Origin of the sequence: Aliikangiella maris (assembly GCF_040719265.1) — a bacterium.
In the GTDB taxonomy this organism is placed as follows: domain Bacteria; phylum Pseudomonadota; class Gammaproteobacteria; order Enterobacterales; family Kangiellaceae; genus Aliikangiella; species Aliikangiella maris.
Map to the genome: position 1 here is coordinate 13,586 of NZ_JBFDAH010000032.1, position 22,518 is coordinate 36,103.

Sequence of the window (22,518 nt, forward strand, 5' to 3'; positions counted from 1 at the left end):
TAATTATGCATTTTGCCCAAATGGCAATCATTATTGGTTTGATAGTGCCGTTTTTTTGACAGCAAAATTCAGTTGTAAATTATATGTTTAAAAGTGTTTGTTTTGTTTTAAATTTTTCATAATGTTTTCTATACAAAAATTGTTTTGTATGACGTTTTATGGAGTTATGTTTTATTGGCTAGACTTAAATATAAAGGTTAAAAAAAATTGCTAAATAGAATAGAAAAAATTTAAGATTATGCTTCATTTTAAAAAGATTGTTTGCAGATGAAATTATTTTTCAACTGAAAAAAATAATTTGAATTTAAGGTATTGTTAAATTAAATATATTAAATATGTACGTTTGCCATCTGAAATATATTCTGTATAGTATCTTGGTTTGTTGTTTTTATTGCGCGAAATGTTTTACAGGTATCTTTATTGAGGTATACATAGCTTGTCTGGTGTTATTAAAAAATATTTTTTTTTGCTTTTGATAAACTTATTTTTTGCGCTAACTCAGTTATCTGCGGAACAGTTTCGGTATAATTTACAACCAATTACCACCAAGCATGGTCTCACTCAAAATACTATTACTGACTTTATTCAAGACAGTGAGGGGTATATTTGGATAGCCTCTTATAATGGCCTGAATCGCTTTGATGGCGAGCATATTATTCAATACCTTCGCCATTCTGAACAGTTTCCTATTCCTGAAAATGAAGTCATGGACCTGGAACTGGCAGATGATAATCGTTTATGGATATTTAGTCGGCTGAACATTTTTTACCGAGATCCGGGACAACCTTTTAAAGAGTTTGTTTCTATTAAAAGTCTGCAACCAGAAAATGAAATTCGTAACTTTACGCGTATTATCAGTTTAAAAAATAAACTGTATGTATTTAATAATAAGGAAGCGATTGAGTTAAATTATGCTGGAGAAGTGGTTAAGCGCATTCCTTATGAAGGTGAAGAACGATTTACCTGGTATATGATGAAATCCTATAAGTTTGCTGACCGTTTACTGTTGGCAACAACTAATGGATTAAGAATACTTAATGAAGATGGAACCTGGCAAATTAAAGAAAGTTGGCCAAAAGCTCTAAAAGATGGTTTTCAATATACGCTGGTTAAAGTTAAACAGGGATTTATTATCTTTTCTCAATTCGAATTGTTTTTCTTAAATACCGATTTAGAAGTGGTTGATAAAACGGATTATCAATCAATAGGTATTCATACCGCACCGTTTCGTGCCTCTTTAAATTCGGATAATACTTTATGGATGGCAACGTTTGACAAAGTCTATACGCTAAAATTGACAGAAAATATTCGAACATTTGCAGAATTAAAAAATGCCGAACTGGCATATGATACCCAAGGCAATATTTATGGTTTGTTTATCGATCAACAAGATGGGGTGTGGATTGGCACATCTAACTCAGGGGTCAGGTACTTAAGTCGTAAAGCTCAGCATTTTAAAGTACTCAATTATCAAAGAGAGAATAGTCCTGATTTGCCCTTTTCAATTACTTCGCTAGCTGAGGATGTGAATGGGAAACTATTTATTGGTACTAGTGGCGGCAAAATATTTTACAAGTCCTCGCCAGAGACAACGATTCAAGAAATTCAATTAACTGAGAAAAATAATAATCAGCCTCTTGGACGTACTTCAGAGCTAATTGCTGAAAATGATCGATTGTGGATTGGTACATTTAATGGTTTGTATCGGCTTTCTCTGACATCTGGTGAGTTTTCGCGAATAAAAATTAATCCCCAGCAAGCATTAACCAATGTTCATGCGATGATTAAGATTGACAGGAAAATTTGGGGAGTTAGCGGTGCATTTGGTATTTTTTCAATGGACGTTGCAACTAACGAATTAACGCTAATGCGTGACCAGCAAAACTGGCGGCCCCAATGGAATCATGCTATCTATCACGACATTGTAAAACATAAACAACATATTTATGTCACTAGCTCACATGGCAGCCTCATTAAAATTGATTTACTTGATGGGACTATTGAAGAGTTGGATTTATTAAAGAGTCAAAATCAGGCATTGCATACGATTATTAGTAATGACAATGATACTTTATGGATCCTCTCTGCGGATGAATTATTCGAATATAACACGGTAACACAAACACTAACGCCACACTTTCGCGCGGTTGATTATCAGCAAACGGCATTTTATGCGTTAATTTTGCGCGATAACAAATTATGGATTGCGGGCAGTACCAATATTCTTGCCTATGAGATTTCAACCGGAGAAGTGTTGAGTTACAGCGGTGAGGATGGGGCAATTGGTGAAGAATATAACTCGATAGGCCTGGTGCAAAAAACGGGCGAGTTGCTGTTTTCTTCAACTAAAGGCCTCCTACAAATCAGTCACAGTAAGGCGCTGGAAAACTTAAAAACTGACAATACGATTCGAGTGACCAACGTCGAGTATTATTCCGCAAAAGACAATCGAGTGAATAATTTCTATCAACTTAGTAATGATTTTCAGCTTCACCCTGACGATACCATGACATTATCTCTTGCCCCCGTGAGCATTGCCATGAGCGGCAGAATTAAGGTCGAGTATCGCTTAAATGAAGGAGAATGGTTGCCAGTAAGCAACTGGGAAATTTCACTTAACCATGCGCAATTCAAGCACAGCGAAAATCTGATTGAATTGCGAAGTGCTTATATATTTGATGATAAGTTTATTTTGGCCTTATCGATTCCAGTTAAAGCAATTCATCGGTTTGAGCTTGCGCCTGCATATTATTGGTTTATTCTGGCCAGCTTATTGGCATTACTCGCTGTCGTTGGGTTTAAACTGCGTCATTTAAAAAAACGATTTGATTCTGATGTCATTGCCTTGAGTGACAGTCGCACCCAAGAGCTTCGGTTGCAGCAGTCGATAAACCAGAAAATCGCGCTGGCAATCGAAATACAAATGACTAACTTTAATCAGTTGCTTGAGCCTGTATTAATGCAGTCGGATAAGCCATTTGAATTTCATTGGCAAATGACACAGCTGGTGCAATTGGCTGGTGATATTTCAAACAATCAATTGCGGTATGTGAATGCTCAGGCTTCTGTCGATCTCAAACCATTGGTTGCCAAATTGATGACAACGCACTTGTCTCAATTTATGATGCCAGATACTAAAGCCTTTCAAATTAAAAATTTGAATATTATTTCGGGTAAAGTTTCCGAAGTTTTGATCGGTCACCATTTTAATATCTTTCAGATTTTATTAACTTTAGTGGCGCATCAAAAGCTGGATGTTTCTTTAAATAAAACCAGCGCACGCCGGGCTGAATTAAAGTTCGTAGTCAAATTCAGCAAGTCTGATAATCAAGCGTTACTATTGATGGTCGATTTGTGCCGAACACTGGCGCATTTACTGGTTACTTGTGGGCGGCACCTGGGGATGGGGAGCGAGTTAATCTTTTCAGACATGCTATTTTCATGGCAAATTACCTTTCCTGCGGCTCAACGGTGGCGTGAAAATGTAACTGCCGATGAAAGTCAGTCAACGGCTAGTGTTGAATATTCTTGGGAATCGAATCGGCGTCATCATTTGCAGTTGAATGTAGTGAATTTAAGTAGTCAGACGCAATCGGCACTGAGGTTGGCAAATTATTATCCGGTTAAAGTTTTTACTGATATTGAATCATTTCAGGCTGATTTTGAACAATCTAACGAAAATAATGCTGAGAATGGAAGCACTGTCGCTAGTGTCGATGGTAAAGATGGCGTGACTGAGAGGCTGACCAATGGCGCGCTTGGTCTTCGTACTTTTAAACATGAAGCTATTGCTCTTGATGTGGTATCAACATCGCGGTTGCTGGTGGTATTTGTCGAAGCTTTTAATGAATTACTGCCTCAGCAGTTAGCTGGGCTAGCAGAGCAGTTAGGTTTGACGGTGATTATTTGTTCTACTGATCCTGAGTGGTTTAACGCTGGCATTGACCAGCGATTTGAGCGAGTTTTGTTATTGCCTTTGGCGTTATCCTCCCCGGTTATGCCGCATATCATTAACTTTGTCGATCAATTAATAAAAGATAATCAGCCAACTGAAACCGAACAAGCGATTTTTGACGAGGCCACTAAACCCGTCGAGCAGCCCGAGCGAGTAAAAACCGCACTGATCGAAAAGGTAATATCCAAAAGCAAAGCTGCGCCAATAATGGATTTACCAACCGATTCGGTACTTCTTGGTCGCTTAAATGAATATTTGGAAACCTATTGTGCTGATGAGTCACTCGACGTCGAAAAAATTGCCTATTCTTTGCACCTGAGTTCGCGCCATTTAAGCCGTAAATTAAAGAAGTTGCTTAATATGACGACAGCAGAATATGTTCGCCATTACCGTTTAACCAAAGCTCTTAAGTTGTTACGCAGTGGTTATCCGGTGAATCAGGTGTATAAAATGACCGGATTTACCTCTCGAAATTACTTTTCAACCTGCTTTAAAAAGCATTTTAAAGTTACTCCTTCTGAGCACCAACAGATCAAATAGCATTCAACCCCCTGATAATAGGTTGCAATTGCTTGGTAATAACTTGTATTTGCAATTAGTGAGTTGAGACCGAATTGATATTTTCTGCTCCTCTGAGTACTAAATTCCGAAAAGCTGACATGCTGTTAGGCATTGGTAATATTCACGAGAGCAATATAAGGTTGAAAAACACTCAAAGTCTTAAATTCTGTCCGATAAGCTGACCTAAAATTCAAATTTCAGACAAAAATCGGCCAAATTACTTGTTTTTGTATGAAATGGCGCATTTTCATACCTCAATGACCGCTAATTAATTGAGATTTATTAAGAATGGAAAGGAGTACGCGATGAACTTAATCATTATAAAAACGCATTATTAGCGAAGAATAATTCACTAAGAGGAAAATAAAATGACTACTAGCAGTAAAAATAAACAGTGGAAATTGATTCCCACTGCTTTAGGAGTAGCTGGTGTACTAGGCGCTGGTACAGCACTCGCTCAAGCCCCTGTCTATCAATTAGACGCTGAAAACCGTATTCAAGATCAATACATCGTTGTATTAAAGCAAGATGCTGCTCTAACCAGTGGTGCTACTGCTCAGCAATACGTAACCTCTTTTGCTAACAACGTACAACGAAATTTAGGTGTTAAAGTTAAGCGTCAATACAGTAAAGCCCTGTTAGGTGCTGCGGTTAAAGCCGATAACGCTCAATTAGAAAGCCTGCGTAACAACCCTAATGTTGCTTACATTGAAGCAGACACAATTGTTTCTGTTGCTGGTTCACAATATAACCCACCTTCATGGGGACTAGATCGTGTAGACCAGGCTAATTTGCCAATGGATGATACCTACAACTATCCAGAAAATGCTGGTGAAGGTGTTCACGTTTATATTTTAGATACAGGTATCTATGCAAACCACCCTGATTTCAGCGGACGTGTTGGTAACGGTGCTGACTTTATCGACAATGATAATACTCCTCAAGACTGTCAAGGTCACGGAACTCACGTTGCTGGTACGGCTGTTGGTACAAGCTATGGTGTAGCTAAAAAAGCGACTGTTCACGCAGTGAGAGTATTAGGCTGTGATGGAACTGGTTCATGGTCAGGAATTATTGCGGGTATGGATTGGGTTGCCGAAAACGCACAACAACCTGCTGTTGCCAACATGAGTTTAGGTGGCGGTACAAACAGTTCTGTTGACCAAGCGACTGCCAACCTGGTTAGCGCTGGTGTTGTGACTGTTGTTGCTGCGGGTAACAACCGTGCCAATGCTTGTAACTATTCACCGGCTCGAGTTGATTCTGCAATCACTGTTGGTGCTTCAACTGAAAATGATGGCCGTGTAAACAACTCTCAATGGGGTTCTAACTACGGTAGCTGTGTTGACATTTTCGCACCTGGTATCAACATCGTTTCTGCTTCACACAACAGCAATGGTTCACGCACAATGGGCGGAACCTCAATGGCTTCTCCACACGTTGCCGGTGCGGCAGCAATTCATTTACAAAGCAACCCTAACTCATCTCCTTCACAAACTTTCCAAGCGTTATTAAACGGTGCAACGTCAGGCGTATTATCTGATCTGGCTGGTTCTCCTAATAAACTGTTGCGCGTTGGTGAAGGCGATGATCCAGGTTGTGAGCCAAACTGCCCAACTGATGAAGTATTAGAAAATGGTAAGCCAATTGCTGATTTATCTGCTTCAAAAGGCCAAGAGTTATTCTTCAGTTTCAGCGTTCCTACAGAAGCAACTGACATTTCTGTTGCAATCTCTGGTGGTTCAGGTGATGCAGATATGTATGTATTGAAAGGTAGCAAGCCAACTAACGATCAGTATGACTGCCGTCCTTACAAAGAAGGTAATGAAGAAAGTTGTACGCTTGAATCTGGCGGTGAATACTGGGTTAGATTACATGCTTATTCTGCTTTCTCAGGTGTGACTTTAACGGGTTCATATGCTGATAATTGTGAAAAAGATTGTACGCCACCACCACCACCACCTGGTCAATTAAAAGACGGTGAAGCAGTTCAAATCAGTGGTCAAGCTGATGAAAAAGCTTACTTCACTTTTGTTGTTCCTTCAGGAAAAACGGGTTCTATCACCACTTCTGGTGGAAACGGAGACCTGGATCTTTATGTGAAATTAGGTAGTGAGCCAACTATGGACAGCTATGATTGCCGTCCTTACAAAGAAGGTAACAGCGAAGCTTGTAACCTGAACCAAGCTGGTACTTACCACATTATGGTTCACGCTTATTCAGCATACTCAGGTGCTAGCATCGTAGGTAAACTGGATTCATCAAGCAACACTTGTCAAGGAATCCCTGCTTGGAATTCATCAACTTCCTACTCTGCAGGTGACGAGGTTATCTATCAAGGTAAGCGCTATAAAGCCAATACTAACGTGTTCTACTTCTCACCAGCTACCAACTACGGTTACTGGACGTTAGTAAGTAATTGCCAATAATAATAGTTAATAACAACCGTAATATATCTCTTAGCACGTGATGTCCCGAGATATTTGACAGCCTTCGGGCTGTTCTTTTTTAACTATTTTTTTAGTTTTATTTTTAAATTTTTAAATGTAATGAGTGTTTACCCAAAATTTTCTTAAGTGTTTCATAGTGTTGGAAAATAGTTTTTATCCCAACCATTGATCTTGGTGTTTTGAGCAGCTTTCGCTGCTCTTTTTTTGCTATCGAAAGGTCTACCTGCAAAATTGCGTCGGTTGAAAAAATCAAAATGTTAAACTGAGCTAATCTAAGTATTGTTAGATAACCAAATTATATACAATCTGCAACAACAAAACGCCAGAACCCAACTGGAAAACGCATTAAAAAACAATCAGCATACTTTAGTTGTTATGTCTGCCGAAGATTATCTAGACTTTTATGTCGTTAATTTTAAACGGCAAAATCCAGGGGCGACTAATCTGAATTTACTTAATCACCTCGAAAAAGTCATTCGAGCCGATAAGCGTTCTCGCTTGTCTATTCAACAAAAAATCTAACAAATAAAAACCTTAAGGCATGATAATAGTGAAAGTATTCAGTCATCAGGTTTACTAGTCCCTATTTTTAGTGATTTTCGTACCTTGTCAATATTAGCTGACGATTTGTATCGAGGTGGTAATTTTCTTAGTAAAATAAAAATTAACCAAGCCGGAGCCAGGCCCTGCATTATTTTTGGTGGGGTTTCATCGTCTTAATATGTTGTTTGATGATACTGCAACTTGGTATTATTCAAGGAAAAAAATACTAAACACTGCACAAGAAGAACCACATGGTTTTCTTTCTCGTTTAACAAACTCTCCCTATATAAAAATAAATTTATAATGAACGAAAATATTTACATTGATATTGATGAAAAATTTAAAATGAAGATGCTGGCAATATTAATGCTATTAATATTTGCTGGTCTTACTTATTATAATCTTAACTTCATATTATCTGATTTTAATGAGGTATTATTATGCTCACACAAACATAGTTATTATGTAGAAGTGTCGAGATTGTACTTATCTTCCTTAATGTTGACTCCTTTGTTTTTTTATTTTATATACTTTTCTATAAAAAGATTTTTTGAACTCAAAACAAAAGAAGTCGAGAAAAATATTTAATTTATTTATCTGTAGGAATAGTTTTAGCTACAATAATTAGTCGAATGTTTTTTGGTTTTTGGTTGGATTACAAGTTTGAAAAGTTGAATTATTACTGGTGCTTTCAGTATGAAACCGGTGGTGTTTTACGTCCCAGTATTTATGTAAAAAAAACAGAGCTTTGCTACTCAAAAGCAATTTTAGTGAGCGATTATGTAATGAACTGGTTAGATGAGCAAGACGCTCTGGGGGCTGAGGTAACCGGTGAAATGCTTCAGGAACAGGCTGATATTTTTATTGAAAAATATAAAGAGCGACATCCATTTTATGTAGATTAACGTCTAAGCCGTCATTAATATCAATGACTTTGGGATGTTTTTACCCCTAGCTGACCAACTTGCGAAAAGCACTTCGAATTGATTCATAGCATTGGCATTGGGCAACTATCTATTTATAATAATCCATAATCTAAAGCCAATATTTATGGTCCTATTGCCAGCATATTGAGCCCCTAGTCCTATTCATTGATAAGAGATTTTTTGTGCAGCTAAATAATCCTGATTTATTGAAAAACAGTTCATTTATTCATGGACAATGGGTCGAGTCACCACAATCTTTCGAAGTTATTAATCCTGCGAACGAACAAGTTGTTGCGAACATCTTTGAGGTGACTCCTTCTCAACTGGAAATGGCGGTAAATGCCGCGACAAGTGCACAAAAAGAATGGCAAGCGCTCACTGCGGATGAACGCGCTCAACGACTCATGCAATGGTATGCTTTAATAATCGATAATCAGCAAGATTTAGCACAAATTATGACTGCTGAGCAGGGGAAGCCGCTATCAGAGGCTTCGGGCGAAGTGGTTTATGGGGCAAATTATATAAAGTGGTATGCCGAAGAGGCTCGCCGCACCAATGGTGCGGTTTTACCGATGAATAATAAAAACCAGCGGGCCTTGGTGATAAAACGACCAGTTGGTGTTGTCTCGGCGATTACTCCCTGGAACTTTCCTGGAGCGATGATTTTACGAAAAGCCTCGGCTGCCTTGGCTGCCGGCTGTAGTTTTATCGTAAAGCCTTCTGAACTAACGCCCCTATCAGCGCTCGCCCTGGCTGAACTGGCAAATCAAGCAGGGATACCCGCTGGCGTATTTAATGTGGTGGTGGGTAGTAACGCTCAACCGATTGGTGAAGTCTTGACCATGCACCCTAAAATTAATAAATTTAGTTTTACCGGTTCGACGCCAGTAGGTAAAAAGTTATTAGCGCAATGCGCATCAACGGTTAAAAAAACGTCGATGGAGCTTGGCGGTAATGCACCTTTCATTATTTTTGATGATGCTGATTTAGAAAAAGCCATTGATGGTGTCATGCGTAGCAAGTTCCGCAATGCTGGGCAGACTTGTGTTTGTGCCAATCGAATTTTTGTTCAGCGAAATATTTTGTCTGAATTTGTTGCGCAATTAACCAACAAACTGAATACCCTAAAAATAGGTGATGGTACAACAGAAGGGATTACTCTTGGACCACTCATTAATCATTGTGCCATTGATAAAGTTAATGCTTTGGTGAAAGATGCCATTGAGAAAGGCGCGCAGGTCATCACCCACAAATCAGAAATGCCAGTAAAAGGCTTCTTTTATCGGCCCACGCTACTGATTGATGTCACACCCGAAATGAAAATTTTCAATCGCGAAATTTTTGGTCCTATCGCTTCAGTTATTGTGTTTGATACAGAGACAGAAGTTATACAGTTGGCCAATCAGACTCAGTTTGGATTATGCTCTTATGCCTTTACCGAAAATATCAGTCGGCTTTGGCGATTGAGCGAGCAGCTCGAGTTTGGCATGGTTGGTATTAATGAAGGTGTGCTTTCTAACCCACTAGCACCATTTGGCGGTATAAAAGAGTCAGGAATGGGGCGCGAAGGTGGGTCGTGGGGGATCGACGAGTACTTGGAAACCCGTTATGTGTGTATTGGTAACGTCCAATAATTGACTATTGTTAATGACATTTTGGCCGGGTAGTGAAATAACACTATTCATCCATCAATATTCGATTTGATATTTAGTTTAATTCTGGGTTAGATATTTGAACACTGGCAAAATGGTCGCTATTCAATTTTTCTTACAATTTAATGAGAAGAAAAAAGGAGTAATATTCTCAATAAAACCGAATATAAGCGTGAATTAAATTAATCACATCTCCTAAATTAATTACTTTCTTCTTTATCCACGTTATTTTCCACTTTGATTGGTATTTATTCCCAATTAATGCAGATGCATTCTTGCAATGGGTTTCTTATACTCCTTTATCAAACTATCAAAACAGTTAAATAAACAATTTATTCTGTAAAAAATGGAATACTTGGCAATAGAAAGAGAATCTATTGAAAATAGGATAAAAAATTTAGCCTAAAAAATGACAAAAATAGTTCTATTTAGTGTAATAAGAAATATGCACGCATTGCTGCGTGACTAATAACAAGAGTGGCAAATTATGATAAAGAAAACTTTACTCGGAACATCGACATTACTGAGTGTGTTGGCATTAACCGCTTGTGTCAGCTCCTCTATAGAAAAAACTCACAGTACCTCTGTTAGTAAACATTCAGTGCAATCCTCTACGAGCGGAATAAAAGTTACTAAAAGTGAAACCGACCAGAGAGAATATGAATATATACAGCTCGATAATCAGTTAAAAATCATGTTGGTTTCTGATCCAACACTCGAACGCTCCGCAGTGGCATTGGCGGTGGGTGTTGGTTCTTACCATGAGAACGACGGCTTTTGGGGAATGGCTCACTATTTAGAGCATATGCTCTTTTTGGGTACCGAAAAATTTCCAGTACCGGGTGAGTACTCAAAATTTATCTCAAAAAATGGCGGTTCCAGTAATGCCTATACTGACATGGAACATACCAACTATATGTCGGCAGTCAAGGATAATGCTTATGAAGAATTGCTGGCTCGCTTTTCTGATTACTTTAAAAAACCGCTATTATTACCTGAATATGCCGACAAAGAAAGAAATGCCGTACATTCTGAGTGGAGCATGAAAGGTGTCAGTGACGGTGTTATTCTGGGTGAACTTAATGGGCTGAGTTTGAACCCTAAGCACCCGGTTAGTCGATTTACCTGGGGAAATCTTGATACGTTAACCGATCAATCAGGTAAAACCTTGCATCAGGCATTAACTGAGTTTTATGAACAACATTATTCTGCAAATCGGATGACTGCGTCACTGGTTTCACCGCGCTCTATTAGTGAGTTAAAGCAATTAGCTAAACAATATTTTGGTGATATACCAGATAAAAATTTACCTTCACCTAAAATTACGATACCTGCATTGACTGAAAAAGAATCGGGTAAAATCGTTAGATATCAACCTCAAAAAGATGTCAAATGGTTGCAGATGCGTTTTACCATTGATAATAATATTGGCGAGTATAAAAGTAAGCCCAATGAATATTTAAGTTATCTGATTAACAGTCAAATGCCTGGCACGCTTTCAGCGACTTTGCGAGAGCAAGGGTTAGTCGAGTCAATTGGTTCTTATGATGATCCTGCTGCATTTATGAGTCAGGGCGAATTCGTTATTTATGCCTATTTGACTGACAGCGGGGTAAAGCAACAAGGAAAAATTATTGCATCAGTCATGCAGTATTTGGATTTGATTAAACAACAAGGCATCGAAAAAAAATACTATCAGGAAATCAAGCAGTCTTTGGCTAATAGCTTCCGCTTCCAGGAAAAATATAATGAATATTCCTATGCCTCTAATATTGCTGCACAACTTTTATTTTACCCACCAGAGTCAGCATTGAGTCATGCTTATGAATACACCCAATTTGATGCCGCTGCTATTCAACAAGTATTAAGCCAGCTATCACTGGATAATGTTCGCTTATTTTATATTGATCAAAGTCAACCGGTAGATACGCCAATGACTTATTTTAAAGGTCAATACAGCATTGATGATATTACGCCTCAAATGAAAGAAAACTGGAAAAAATCCGCGAGTAATATCAATTTGAAATTGCCATCGTATAATCGACTAATGCCCGAAAATTTTGAATTGGTTGATAAAAAATATATTGAAAAGCCACAACGAGTTTACCAAAATAATTCGACAGAAGTTTATTTAGGTCATAGTGAATATTTTGATAAACCTAAAGGATTGCTCAAAGTCGAGCTTAATAGCGGTTTGGCATATCAAAGTGTAGCTAACCAATTAAGTCAGTTAGTTTTGCAACAAGCGATTACAACCGAGCTAACTGGAATATCGGCTGAAGCAAGTGCCGCGGGTATGAGTCTTTCGATTGGTACTGGCTCCGGAATCAGTTTATACTCAAACGGCTTCAGTGATCGCCAGTTTGAATTGTTATTAGAAGTGCTCTCAAAAATTAAAACATTTAAACTTACCGAGAGTGAATTTCAGGTTGCACTTTCTACAGTGAAGTCCAATTTGGAAAACTTGAAAAAAGATACGTTACTCAGTCAGACATTTTCACAATATCGAGAGTTACTGAATAAAAATGTATTTGCCAGTGATACTTTGCTTGAAAATATTAGTTCTATCAAGCCTCAACAGGTTGACCGGTTGCTAAATGCTTTATTGAAAGAAGCACGGGTTAAAGTCTTTGCCTTTGGAAATTATCAATCAGATGAGCTAACTCAATTTACTAAAAACCTCGAATCAATATTACCAAGTGATCGTCAGGTAAAAGATTATTTTAAAACTGACTATGTTCAATTAGATGCTAACGATAGTTATCATCTAAATTTAGATGCACCTCAAAATGATACCGCATTGGTTGATTCTTATTGGCAACCACACACTTGGCAAAATGATGCCGCAGGGCGTGTCTTACGAAGTGCTATTTCTCGTGATATGTTTGAGCAACTGCGTACGCAGGAACAACTGGGATATTCTGTTGGATTTTATTCCTCTCGCTATGATCAACAAATCAGCTATGCATGGTATATTCAGACGCCGGTAAAGGGACCCAAGGCGGTCATGGCGCGAATCAAAGCATTTCAACAACAGCAAAATGCCGTTATTCAACAAATGACGCTGAGTGAATTTGAAGTTCATCGTGAATCGGTTTTAGTTAAGTTGACAGCTAAACCAAAAAACATATCAGAGGAAGCGGCATATTTGCTAACCGATTGGTCTTTGGAAAATGATAATTTTGATAGTAAGCAAGCTTTAATTGATGCGGTTAAATCATTGAAGTTGAGTGACATTCAGCAGCTCTACAGCAAAATTATTAATCGTCAAAATATGGGACATTTACTGGTGCAAATTCGAGGTGCTAACTTTAAAGCGACTGAATTTACTTTGCCAAAAAACAGTCTCCAAATAAAATCAGTTGTTCAATTTAAAAATAAAAATTAATCTGTTTCCTTATATTCAGTTCCCTCATGTTCTATTCCCGTACTATGGTAATCATGAGGGTCTGTAACATTATCGAGTGTAATATTTTATTCATTTGCCAGATTAACTATTAAGTTCGTCTGGCAGACCTCTCCGTGTATCGTTTCTTGAATAGCAATAAATCAACTTTCAACCAACATGATTTATGTATTAAACTAGTTGGCGATCTTTTTGGTATTATCAGATCGCTATTATTTGAGTGTATTATATCTGAACGATCAACTGCATATTTTTGCAGGGTAACTAATTGATATTATTGTTAATTTTTATCTAGGTATTAATTACACAAATAAAAGCGTGACGACAATTATTTTAAACTTGGAGAACGCCTGATGAATGGTGGGTGCCTTTGTGGTCGTGTAACATTTCAAATTACAACTTTTAGTCCATTTCTTTCACATTGTCACTGCTCAATGTGTCGTAAATTTCATGGTGCGGCTTTCGCAACCTATGGTACCGTGCAAGAAGAGAATATTGTCTTCTCTATTCGGGATGATGCATTAAAGATTTATCAGTCATCCTATATTGCTCGCCGAGGGTTTTGTTGTTATTGTGGTTCTAGCATTTACTATCAGTTTTTGAGTGCGCCTGAAAAATTTGATATTGCTTTGGGGACTTTGAATGATGAACCTGACCTAAATGTTGCTGCTCATATTTTTTATGACAGTAAACCAAAGTGGTCTGGCGAATTTAACGATCCCTTGCCCAAGTATCGGGAGGAGCATGATTTAGCGAAGTAGCGGTTTGCGCTTAGTAATTTTTTCTTTTATAAATTGATGATGGAATAAGCTCGCACTTTAAGTCGAACAATGTAAAAATAATACAAATTAACTGCATCAGGAGAATGGAATGGTTAATACTGACAGAGTTAGTAGCAACCTGACAAATAGCGCCGTCGAAGGTGTGGTTCAATGGCATCCGGTAAAGTCTATTTGGTTTCTAAGTAATCTGGTCTTATGCCTGTTTATTGCGCCTTTTGTTTTTAGTTATTCTGCAATAATTATTTTTATTTTATTAACATTTCTTACTTTATGTTTTGGTCATTCATTAGGAATGCATCGCTTACTAATCCATCGTTCATATGAGTGTCCATTGTGGATGGAATATCTGTTCGTATATTTGGGTGTTCTGGTTGGAATGGCTGGACCAATCGGTATGATCAAACAGCATGATTTGAGAGACTGGGCGCAAAGACAGTCGAGTTGTCATCCTTATTTAAGGCATGGGAGTCATATACTTAAAGATGCTTGGTGGCAATTGAATTGCGATTTGCATTTAAAAACGCCTCCGACATTTTCTATTGAAAGTCGAGTAACTGAAAATGCATTATATCGGTTTATTGAGAAATACTGGTTACTACAACAGCTTGTGTTAGCTATTCCGCTTTATTCGATTGGGGGTGTTTCCTGGCTGGTTTGGGGTATATGCGTTAGAGTCGTTGTATCGATTGGCGGCCATTGGTTGATTGGTTATTTTGCCCATAATCAAGGTGAGCGAACCTGGAAAGTTAAAGGTGCTGCCGTACAAGGACATAATATTCGTATTGCTGGTTTTTTATCAATGGGAGAGGCTTGGCATAATAACCATCATGCTTTCCCTGGATCTGCGATGCTAGGTTTGTATCGAGATCAACCTGATCCCGGTTGGTGGATTCTAAATGCATTACATAATTTAAAATTAATAAACAATATTCGATTACCATCCGACTTACCTATCCGAGAAGAATTAGTTGTCGAAAAAAATATACCTCTTGAAAGAACTCCTCGGCAATTAGAAAGATGTAAAATTGTGGATAGTTTAAAAAAATAAATTTAAATGCTATAAAAAAGGCCGTTTAAATTAATAAAGAAGGTCAATGTTGAAAATTTTATTGTTGCCCGGCTTAGACGGTACAGGAAAATTATTTAAGCATCTAAACACCTATTTGAAATTGCCAGTTCAGTCCGAAGTGATTGTGCTCAATGATATAGTCGGTCGTACTCATATAGAACAAGCTCGTTCAATTGCTCATCTAATTGGTCGTTCACGAGTCATATTAATAGCGGAGTCATACTCTGGGCGTATTGCTTATGAGTTATGTCGAATCTTAAATCAGCAAATAAGTTATATTATATTTATCGCAAGTTTTGTTTCTAATCCTTGTCGTATAACAGAATTAATTAAAAACCTACCTGAAATTTTTTTTGATATAAAATATATTCCAGAAATACTGATAAATTATTTTTGCTTTAGCGGTTACGGTAAAACCAAGTTATACTTGGCATTACGTGAGACAATGGCGCTAGTGAGTAAAAAAATTATAAAGCAGCGAATTCACTTGATTGCTAAACTTCAAATTCCTGAGCAGCACTACGCAATAAATGCGTGTTACCTTCGACCTTCACATGACCGATTGGTAAGCACCAGAGCGCTCAAGATAATACGAGAGTGTTTTCCAAATTTGACGGTGAAAACTATTTCTGGAGGGCATTTTATTGCTCAAATTGAACCCAAAAAGTGTGCAACAATTATTAATAAAATAATTGTTGAGCAAGGTTATTGATTTATCGATACTAAAATAAATAGCTGTATGAAAAACTCTATTCGAATACTTCAAGTGGTAGCAATAATACACATTGTTGCTGGATTGGCGTTACCATTTATTGCACAAATTGAATGGATAGGCGAAGGATTGGTTAATCTGGTTTTTACTGATTTAACTTTAACCTCTGCTGTCTATAAAAAAGCGCTTTATATTATTGCGCTTTTTGGTCCAACAATTGCCAGTTGGGGGATCTTACTTTGGCTATTAGTACAAAGTTATTGTGCTCAACCAACAAAGCAAAAATGGTTAGGTATTAATCTGGCTATTTTAGTCTGGTTTATTGGTGATACTCTGTTTTCAATGATTAATGGTATTCATCAGGCTCTGGTATTAAATGGCCTGGTGATGCTAAGTTTGTTGATATCTTTGTGGAAAATTCGTCGATTAATGATATCTGTTAAATCATAAAAAAGAGGTTTGTATGAAAACAAACCTCCTAAACCTGATGATGTTTTGGTTGATTCTGTGTTTATAGGCTGTTGTTGCGGGTTTAAATTTTATTTATGCGGTTAAAGTAGTGTTCTTAATTGATAAAGCTCTGGAAAAAACTTAATGTCTAGTGCTTTCTTTAAAAATTCAACACCAGATGAACCTCCCGTCCCCATTTTGTTTCCAATAATTCGTTGCACGGTATACATATGTTTGAAGCGCCACTGTTGAAATGAATCTTCAATGTCCATCAGTTTTTCGGCTAATTCGTATAATTCAAAATGCGCATCGGGATTTCGGTAAATTTCAAGCCAGGCATTTAAAACAGAGTCATTATGGTTGTATGGCTCGCTGTAATCTCTATCCAAAACGGCAGCATCAATATTGTAGCCTTTGGCATTTAATATTTTAATAACATGATCGTATAGGCTTGGGCTTTCCAATGTTTGCATAAGGTCTTGATACACATTGGGTTTCGCCTCGTGAACTTGTACTAATGAACGATTTTTATTACCAAGTAAAAACTCTAGTTTGCGATAGCTATAAGATTGAAATCCTGATGAGTGCCCGAGCTTTTCTCTGAATTTTAAATAATCTACTGGAGTCAAGGTTGATAAAATATTCCAGGATTGAGTAAGCTGAATGAAAACTTGTTTTACACGAGAAATTATTTTGAATGCCAGGCCAAAATCTGAATTATGTAAACACTGAATAGCATCTTCTATTTCGCGACCCATTAACTTTAACCATAATTCACTGGATTGATGAATAACGATAAAAAGCATTTCATCTCTTGAATCGGTTAGTGGATTTTGTGCAGACAACAGTTGGTCGAGACTTAAATAATCACCATAAGACATTTCGTTTTTGAAGTCTGTGTGAATAGTATCTTCCATTGCGCGGTAATTCGTGCTCTGAGTGTCGCTTGTCATTTCTTGTCTCCATATTGAATGTCAATTTAAATTTCTACAATTAAAATGAATGCATTAGAGTTACTATCGTTGATTACCGAACTTGAACAGTTGATATGGAAAAAACAGTCAAATAATCAGTGTTGAGTAATCGCTAATTGCGTATCCATTTTGTAGACAAAAGTAAAACTGGAATACTTTAAAAAATTTAGTTATCACTGGTACTTAAGTATTCTTTAAAAGCCGTGCCAATTATGTGCATGTGCTATGTTAAAAACATTAACTGATTGTAGAAGTGAAAGACAAGATTTTTTGTATTTTTAGTAAAAAATAATTTTATATTGAATGCCATATATGCCTAATGAAATAAAATTTCGACAATTTAATTGATATTGAATACAACCAGTAAAATAGCAATGTATTTTGTCAACTAAATAACCCGATTGGTTTAGATTTGACCCATTTAATGCAACTGGCTGTTAATTTTTTGATAGATTTTTATTGTTGCATCGCATTGTAATAAATCAACGCAATTAAATGCTGACGATAGCCGACTGCGTGGCAATATTAATGTTTCTGGTGATGGTGTTTTGCAGGTTTCAAACTATTAGTTTGAGACTAAGAGATAATTATTCCGACAATGCCAATGTTGATGGAATAATTAGGAGGATTGTATAACTTGGTTGCGGTTGGTTTGGTATTTCGGTACTTCGGTACTTCGGTACTTCGGATATTATAAAGGGTTGCATGATTTAGTCGCTATTTATTTGTGGTGTTAAATGACTGGCTGCGGAGTAAACACTTTTTTATGGCAGAAATGTGTCTTTGGGAGTTGTTGCTAATGAATTCTCAAAATGAATGTTGATTCATAAATTGTCATTGAATTGAATAATTCTGTCATTAATCAGGCTCTAAAATATTCACCTGATTTCTACAGGAGAATACAATGATAAAAAAACTTATTTCCGTTTCTGTCTTAGGGCTTTTGGGTGCAACACAATCTGCTCAAGCCAATATCATCATTTCCGAATATGTCGAAGGCAGTAGCTATAACAAAGCTATTGAGCTGGTGAATCTATCAACGAGTCCTATCGACTTGAGTCAGTATCAAATTGAGTTTTATTTTAATGGCAGTTCCAGTGCTGGGCGCACAATTAATTTAACAGGTACCGTTGGGGCGAACCAAACTTTTGTGTTGGGGCACTCTAGCGCTGTTGCTGCAATCAAATCGGTTGCTAATCAAACCGAAGGTGGTAGCTGGTATAACGGTGATGATGCGGTTGTATTAACTCTGGCAGGTCAAGTGGTCGATAGTATTGGACAAGTCGGTTTTGATCCGGGAAGTGCTTGGAGCAGTAATGGGGTAACTACCGCTAATAATACGATTCGTCGTTCAACGAATGTTGTCAGCGGTGATACAAATCCATCCGATTTGTTCACTGTTGATGCGCAATGGCAAGGATTTGGACAAGATGTATTTGACGATCTTGGAAATTATGAAGGTGGTTCGACAAATCCACCACCACCGCCTCCAAGTGGCAACTGTAATGCGAATGCGACGCTCATTTCAGCAGTGCAGGGGAGCGGTAGTTCGTCCCCATTGGTTAATCAAACGGTGACTGTTAGAGCGGTTGTCAGTGGTGATTTTCAAGCCAGTAATGAATTAAATGGATTTTATTTACAAGAAGAAAATGCTGATTTTGATAACAACTCACAAACCTCTGAAGGTTTATTTATTTATGATAATGGATTTGGTATCGATGTTTCCGTTGGTGATGTCGTTGAAGTCAGTGGTAGTGTTGAAGAATATTATGGCAACACTCAACTAAAAAATATTAGCTCAGTGACGGTTTGCGGAACGGATAATATTTCTGCGGTGGATGTAAGTTTACCAGTGAATGCACAAGATGACTGGGAAGCTTTTGAAGGTATGGCTGTCAACTTTTCACAATCATTAAAAGTCACTGAAGTTTATAACTTAGCGCGTTTTGGCGAAGTTGCATTAGCATCAGAGCGATTATATATTCCCACTCAAGTGGCTATGCCAGGTTCGGCTGCAAATAATGTTGCTGCCAGCAATCAGTTGAAGCGCTTATTATTGGACGATGGCAGTAGCGTACAAAATCCGGCATCGGTCGCTTATCCCGCACCGGCTTTAAGTGCCGATAATACTTTAAGAGTTGGTGATTCAGTTAATGGACTGACTGGCGTGATTGGTTATGCATATAGTCAATATCGAATTCATCCAATCAGTTCGCTGCAGTTTGTGACAACCAATGCGCGAGAAGCATCACCGTTAATGACGGGGCAAGGCAGTTTGCGTGTCGCTAGTTTTAACGTATTGAATTACTTTAATGGTAACGGCCAAGGCGGTGGATTTCCTACATCACGCGGTGCAAGCAACCTAAATGAATTCAATCGTCAGCAAGCGAAAATTGTCGCTGCTATTTTAGCGCTGGATGCAGATATTATCGGTCTGATGGAAATTGAAAATGATGGTTATGGACAGTATTCAGCAATTCAAAGTCTGGTAAGTGCGATTAATGCCGCTGCGCCAGCAGGAATCAGTTATCAATTTGTCAATCCTGGCAGCAGTCAGTTAGGTAGCGATGAAATTGCGGTTGGGTTTATTTATCGCCAGCAAACGGTGAGCCTGGTCGGCAATGCTGCAACAATCAATAATGCACCGTTTGATCAAAAAAACCGTCAGCCTTTGGCACAAAGTTTTAAAGAAATAAACAGTAATGAGGTAATTACCGTTGCGGTTAATCACTTTAAATCAAAAGGTAGTGCTTGTGATAATTTAATTTATAATGGTGTTGCCGATACCGATCAAAATGATGGACAAGGAAATTGTAATCTAACAAGATTAGCGGCAGCAAATGCATTAGCTGATTGGTTAGCGACTTACCCAACTGGACAACAAGATACTGACATATTAATTATCGGTGATTTAAATGCTTATGCAAAAGAAGATCCGATTCAAGCAATTATTAATAAGGGATACACAAATGTTGCTGACAGCTTTAATGGCAGTAGCGCTTATTCCTATGTATTTAGTGGTGAGTCCGGTAGTCTTGATCATGCATTAGCAAGCCAGAGTTTAACTAATAAAGTGACGGATGTGGTGGAGTGGCATATTAATGCTGATGAGCCGCGAGCACTGGATTATAATCTGGAGTATAAATCTGCACAGCAACAGCAAGACTGGTATGCGGCCGATGCATTTAGAGCATCCGATCATGATCCGGTTATCGTTGAAATTAAAACTAGTGACTCTTCAAATAATGGTCCTTCGCTAGAAAAGCAAAATCTTTCAGCGGCATTAAGAGAGTGGCTCTATTTTCAAATTGAACTACCTGCGGGTATGAGCCAGTTAAATGTGTCAATTGCAGGTGGTGATGGCGATGCTGATTTGTATGTACGCCAAGGACAACAGCCTACAACCAGCCAGTATGAATGCCGACCCTATACTGCCGGTAACGATGAAAATTGTCAGATAAATTCGCCTGCTGCGGGGACCTGGCATATTGGGATTCGAGCTTATCGTGCATTTAGTGGCGTTAGTTTGAGTGCAAGTGCAAACTAACTAAACCAGTACTTAATCATGTTGGTAATCTAATTTTATCAGCATGATTAAACTCATTTAACTTTTCATATTTAATTATTCATATTATCGCTCCCAATTTTTTGATGACAGTGTCGTTCGCTCCAAAATTACGTGGCAAAATGTCAACAAAAGATTCATTAAACCGACACCTTCTCGTCATTCAGTTTTTTCATAGTCAAGTTATTCAACTTCAGCGTCATGAAAGAGTTTCGATTTTCGTGTTAAAGATTAATTTATTAATCTGAATGGGCGAATCGTAATCTGCATCTTTGGATTAAATTCCGCTTTTGTTGGTTGAATTAAATAAGCTTTATTTTAAAAGAGAGATATTGATGAATATGAAAAAACTACTAGCGACCAGTTTGGCTGCGTTACTTTCCGCCAGCATAAACGCACACCAATCAATGAAAATAGAGTTTATTGGTGAAGCAACATTTGCAACTGGGTATCATTATAATGGTGTTCAAGTTGGTGGACTTTCTGGTATTGATTTTGACCAAGCGAATCAGTCATTTATAGCAATTAGTGATGATCGGGGGCAATTAGGACCTGTTCGTTATTATGACTTAACTATTGATTTAAGTGATGGCTATTTAAATGAGGGAGACATCGCATTTACCGGTATGACTGAAATTCTGGATAAAGATGGTTCGTCTTTTGCGCCTGCCAGTGTTGATCCAGAGTCGATTCGTCTATTACCTTTTCCGGGATTACTTTATTGGACCAGCGAAGGTGATGCTCATCAAGGTGTCGCGCCTTTTGTAAGAATCATGACTCGCAGTGGACAACCGGTAAACGAATTTGAGCTACCTGAAAAATTTGTACCTACTGGTGAAAACGGAATTCGTAATAACTTGGCTTTTGAAAGTTTAACCTTTTCTTATTCTCAAAAATATTTATATACAGCTACCGAAAATGCCCTGGTGCAAGATGGAGCTATGGCAACAACTGAGCGAGGAAGTCCTGTTCGTGTTTTACAGCTTGATGTAGCGAAGGGTAAAGCAGAAAAAGAATTTATTTATCAAACCGATCCGGTTGCTGCACCATCGGTTCCGGCTGATGCATTCAATACCAATGGTTTAGTTGAATTGTTAGCGGTTTCTCCTTTTCAATTTATTGCGGTGGAGCGTTCATTTTCTGTTGGTGTTGGCAATAGTATAAAACTGTATTTAACTTCGACTTTGGGTGCCAGTAATGTGAGTCGTTTAAATTCGGTTGAAGAACGTCGTCATGTTCGCCATATGAAAAAGCGTTTGCTACTCGACTTAGCCGATCTTGGTCTTACGCTAGATAATATTGAAGGGATTACTTTTGGACCAACATTAGCAACTGGTGAAAAAACACTGATTCTGGTTTCAGATAATAACTTTAATGTAAATGGACAGTTTACTCAATTTTTAGCTTTTAAATTGAACTAACGTTAATTCCTTGAGAGCAGGTTAAATTTGAATCTCTACTTAAATGATTAAC

The 22,518-nt window shown here is 37.8% G+C and carries 13 protein-coding genes; 12 read left to right on the forward strand and 1 reads right to left on the reverse strand.

Annotated features, from left to right (window positions below; genetic code table 11):
• Window positions 1–436: 436 nt before the first annotated feature.
• From ABVT42_RS19725 to ABVT42_RS19770, 10 genes are all read left to right on the forward strand, one after another.
• The gene (locus ABVT42_RS19725; protein WP_353897640.1) at window positions 437–4,495 is read left to right on the forward strand and encodes a helix-turn-helix domain-containing protein; all 4,059 of its coding nucleotides are present in this window, start codon (window positions 437–439) and stop codon (window positions 4,493–4,495) included.
• Window positions 4,496–4,884: 389 nt separating this feature from the next.
• Window positions 4,885–6,945 (forward strand): S8 family serine peptidase, encoded by a 2,061-nt coding sequence (locus ABVT42_RS19730; RefSeq protein ID WP_353897641.1) that lies wholly within the window; start codon window positions 4,885–4,887, stop codon window positions 6,943–6,945.
• Between the two features lie 300 nt (window positions 6,946–7,245).
• Entirely contained in the window at window positions 7,246–7,488 is a 243-nt protein-coding gene (locus ABVT42_RS19735) for a hypothetical protein (protein ID WP_353897642.1), read from the forward strand.
• A 671-nt stretch (window positions 7,489–8,159) separates the two neighbouring features.
• Complete coding sequence (locus ABVT42_RS19740; RefSeq protein ID WP_353897643.1) at window positions 8,160–8,414, forward strand: DNA-binding domain-containing protein; 255 nt, start codon at window positions 8,160–8,162, stop codon at window positions 8,412–8,414.
• A 203-nt stretch (window positions 8,415–8,617) separates the two neighbouring features.
• Window positions 8,618–10,069, forward strand: a complete 1,452-nt coding sequence (locus ABVT42_RS19745; protein ID WP_353897644.1) for an NAD-dependent succinate-semialdehyde dehydrogenase — start codon at window positions 8,618–8,620, stop codon at window positions 10,067–10,069.
• Window positions 10,070–10,574: 505 nt separating this feature from the next.
• Window positions 10,575–13,475 (forward strand): insulinase family protein, encoded by a 2,901-nt coding sequence (locus ABVT42_RS19750; protein ID WP_353897645.1) that lies wholly within the window; start codon window positions 10,575–10,577, stop codon window positions 13,473–13,475.
• Between the two features lie 371 nt (window positions 13,476–13,846).
• Window positions 13,847–14,254, forward strand: coding sequence for a GFA family protein (locus ABVT42_RS19755; protein WP_353897646.1), 408 nt, complete (start codon window positions 13,847–13,849; stop codon window positions 14,252–14,254).
• 109 nt (window positions 14,255–14,363) lie between these two features.
• Window positions 14,364–15,323: an acyl-CoA desaturase gene (locus ABVT42_RS19760; protein ID WP_353897647.1), complete on the forward strand. Its 960-nt coding sequence runs from the start codon at window positions 14,364–14,366 to the stop codon at window positions 15,321–15,323.
• 46 nt (window positions 15,324–15,369) lie between these two features.
• Complete coding sequence (locus ABVT42_RS19765) at window positions 15,370–16,056, forward strand: alpha/beta fold hydrolase (protein ID WP_353897648.1); 687 nt, start codon at window positions 15,370–15,372, stop codon at window positions 16,054–16,056.
• A 27-nt stretch (window positions 16,057–16,083) separates the two neighbouring features.
• Window positions 16,084–16,506, forward strand: coding sequence for a hypothetical protein (locus tag ABVT42_RS19770; RefSeq protein ID WP_353897649.1), 423 nt, complete (start codon window positions 16,084–16,086; stop codon window positions 16,504–16,506).
• Window positions 16,507–16,607: 101 nt separating this feature from the next.
• Here the strand turns inward: ABVT42_RS19770 and ABVT42_RS19775 are convergent, their stop codons facing one another.
• The gene (locus ABVT42_RS19775) at window positions 16,608–17,459 is read right to left on the reverse strand and encodes a tryptophan 2,3-dioxygenase (protein ID WP_353897650.1); all 852 of its coding nucleotides are present in this window, start codon (window positions 17,457–17,459) and stop codon (window positions 16,608–16,610) included.
• A 925-nt stretch (window positions 17,460–18,384) separates the two neighbouring features.
• On the opposite strand from ABVT42_RS19775, the gene ABVT42_RS19780 reads away from it, so the two are divergent.
• Both ABVT42_RS19780 and ABVT42_RS19785 read left to right on the forward strand, forming a co-directional pair.
• Window positions 18,385–21,027: an ExeM/NucH family extracellular endonuclease gene (locus ABVT42_RS19780; protein WP_353897651.1), complete on the forward strand. Its 2,643-nt coding sequence runs from the start codon at window positions 18,385–18,387 to the stop codon at window positions 21,025–21,027.
• A gap of 359 nt (window positions 21,028–21,386) precedes the next feature.
• Window positions 21,387–22,466 carry an esterase-like activity of phytase family protein gene (locus ABVT42_RS19785; RefSeq protein WP_367024286.1) on the forward strand — a complete coding sequence of 360 codons (1,080 nt, stop codon included), beginning with the start codon at window positions 21,387–21,389 and terminating at the stop codon, window positions 22,464–22,466.
• Window positions 22,467–22,518: the final 52 nt, after the last annotated feature.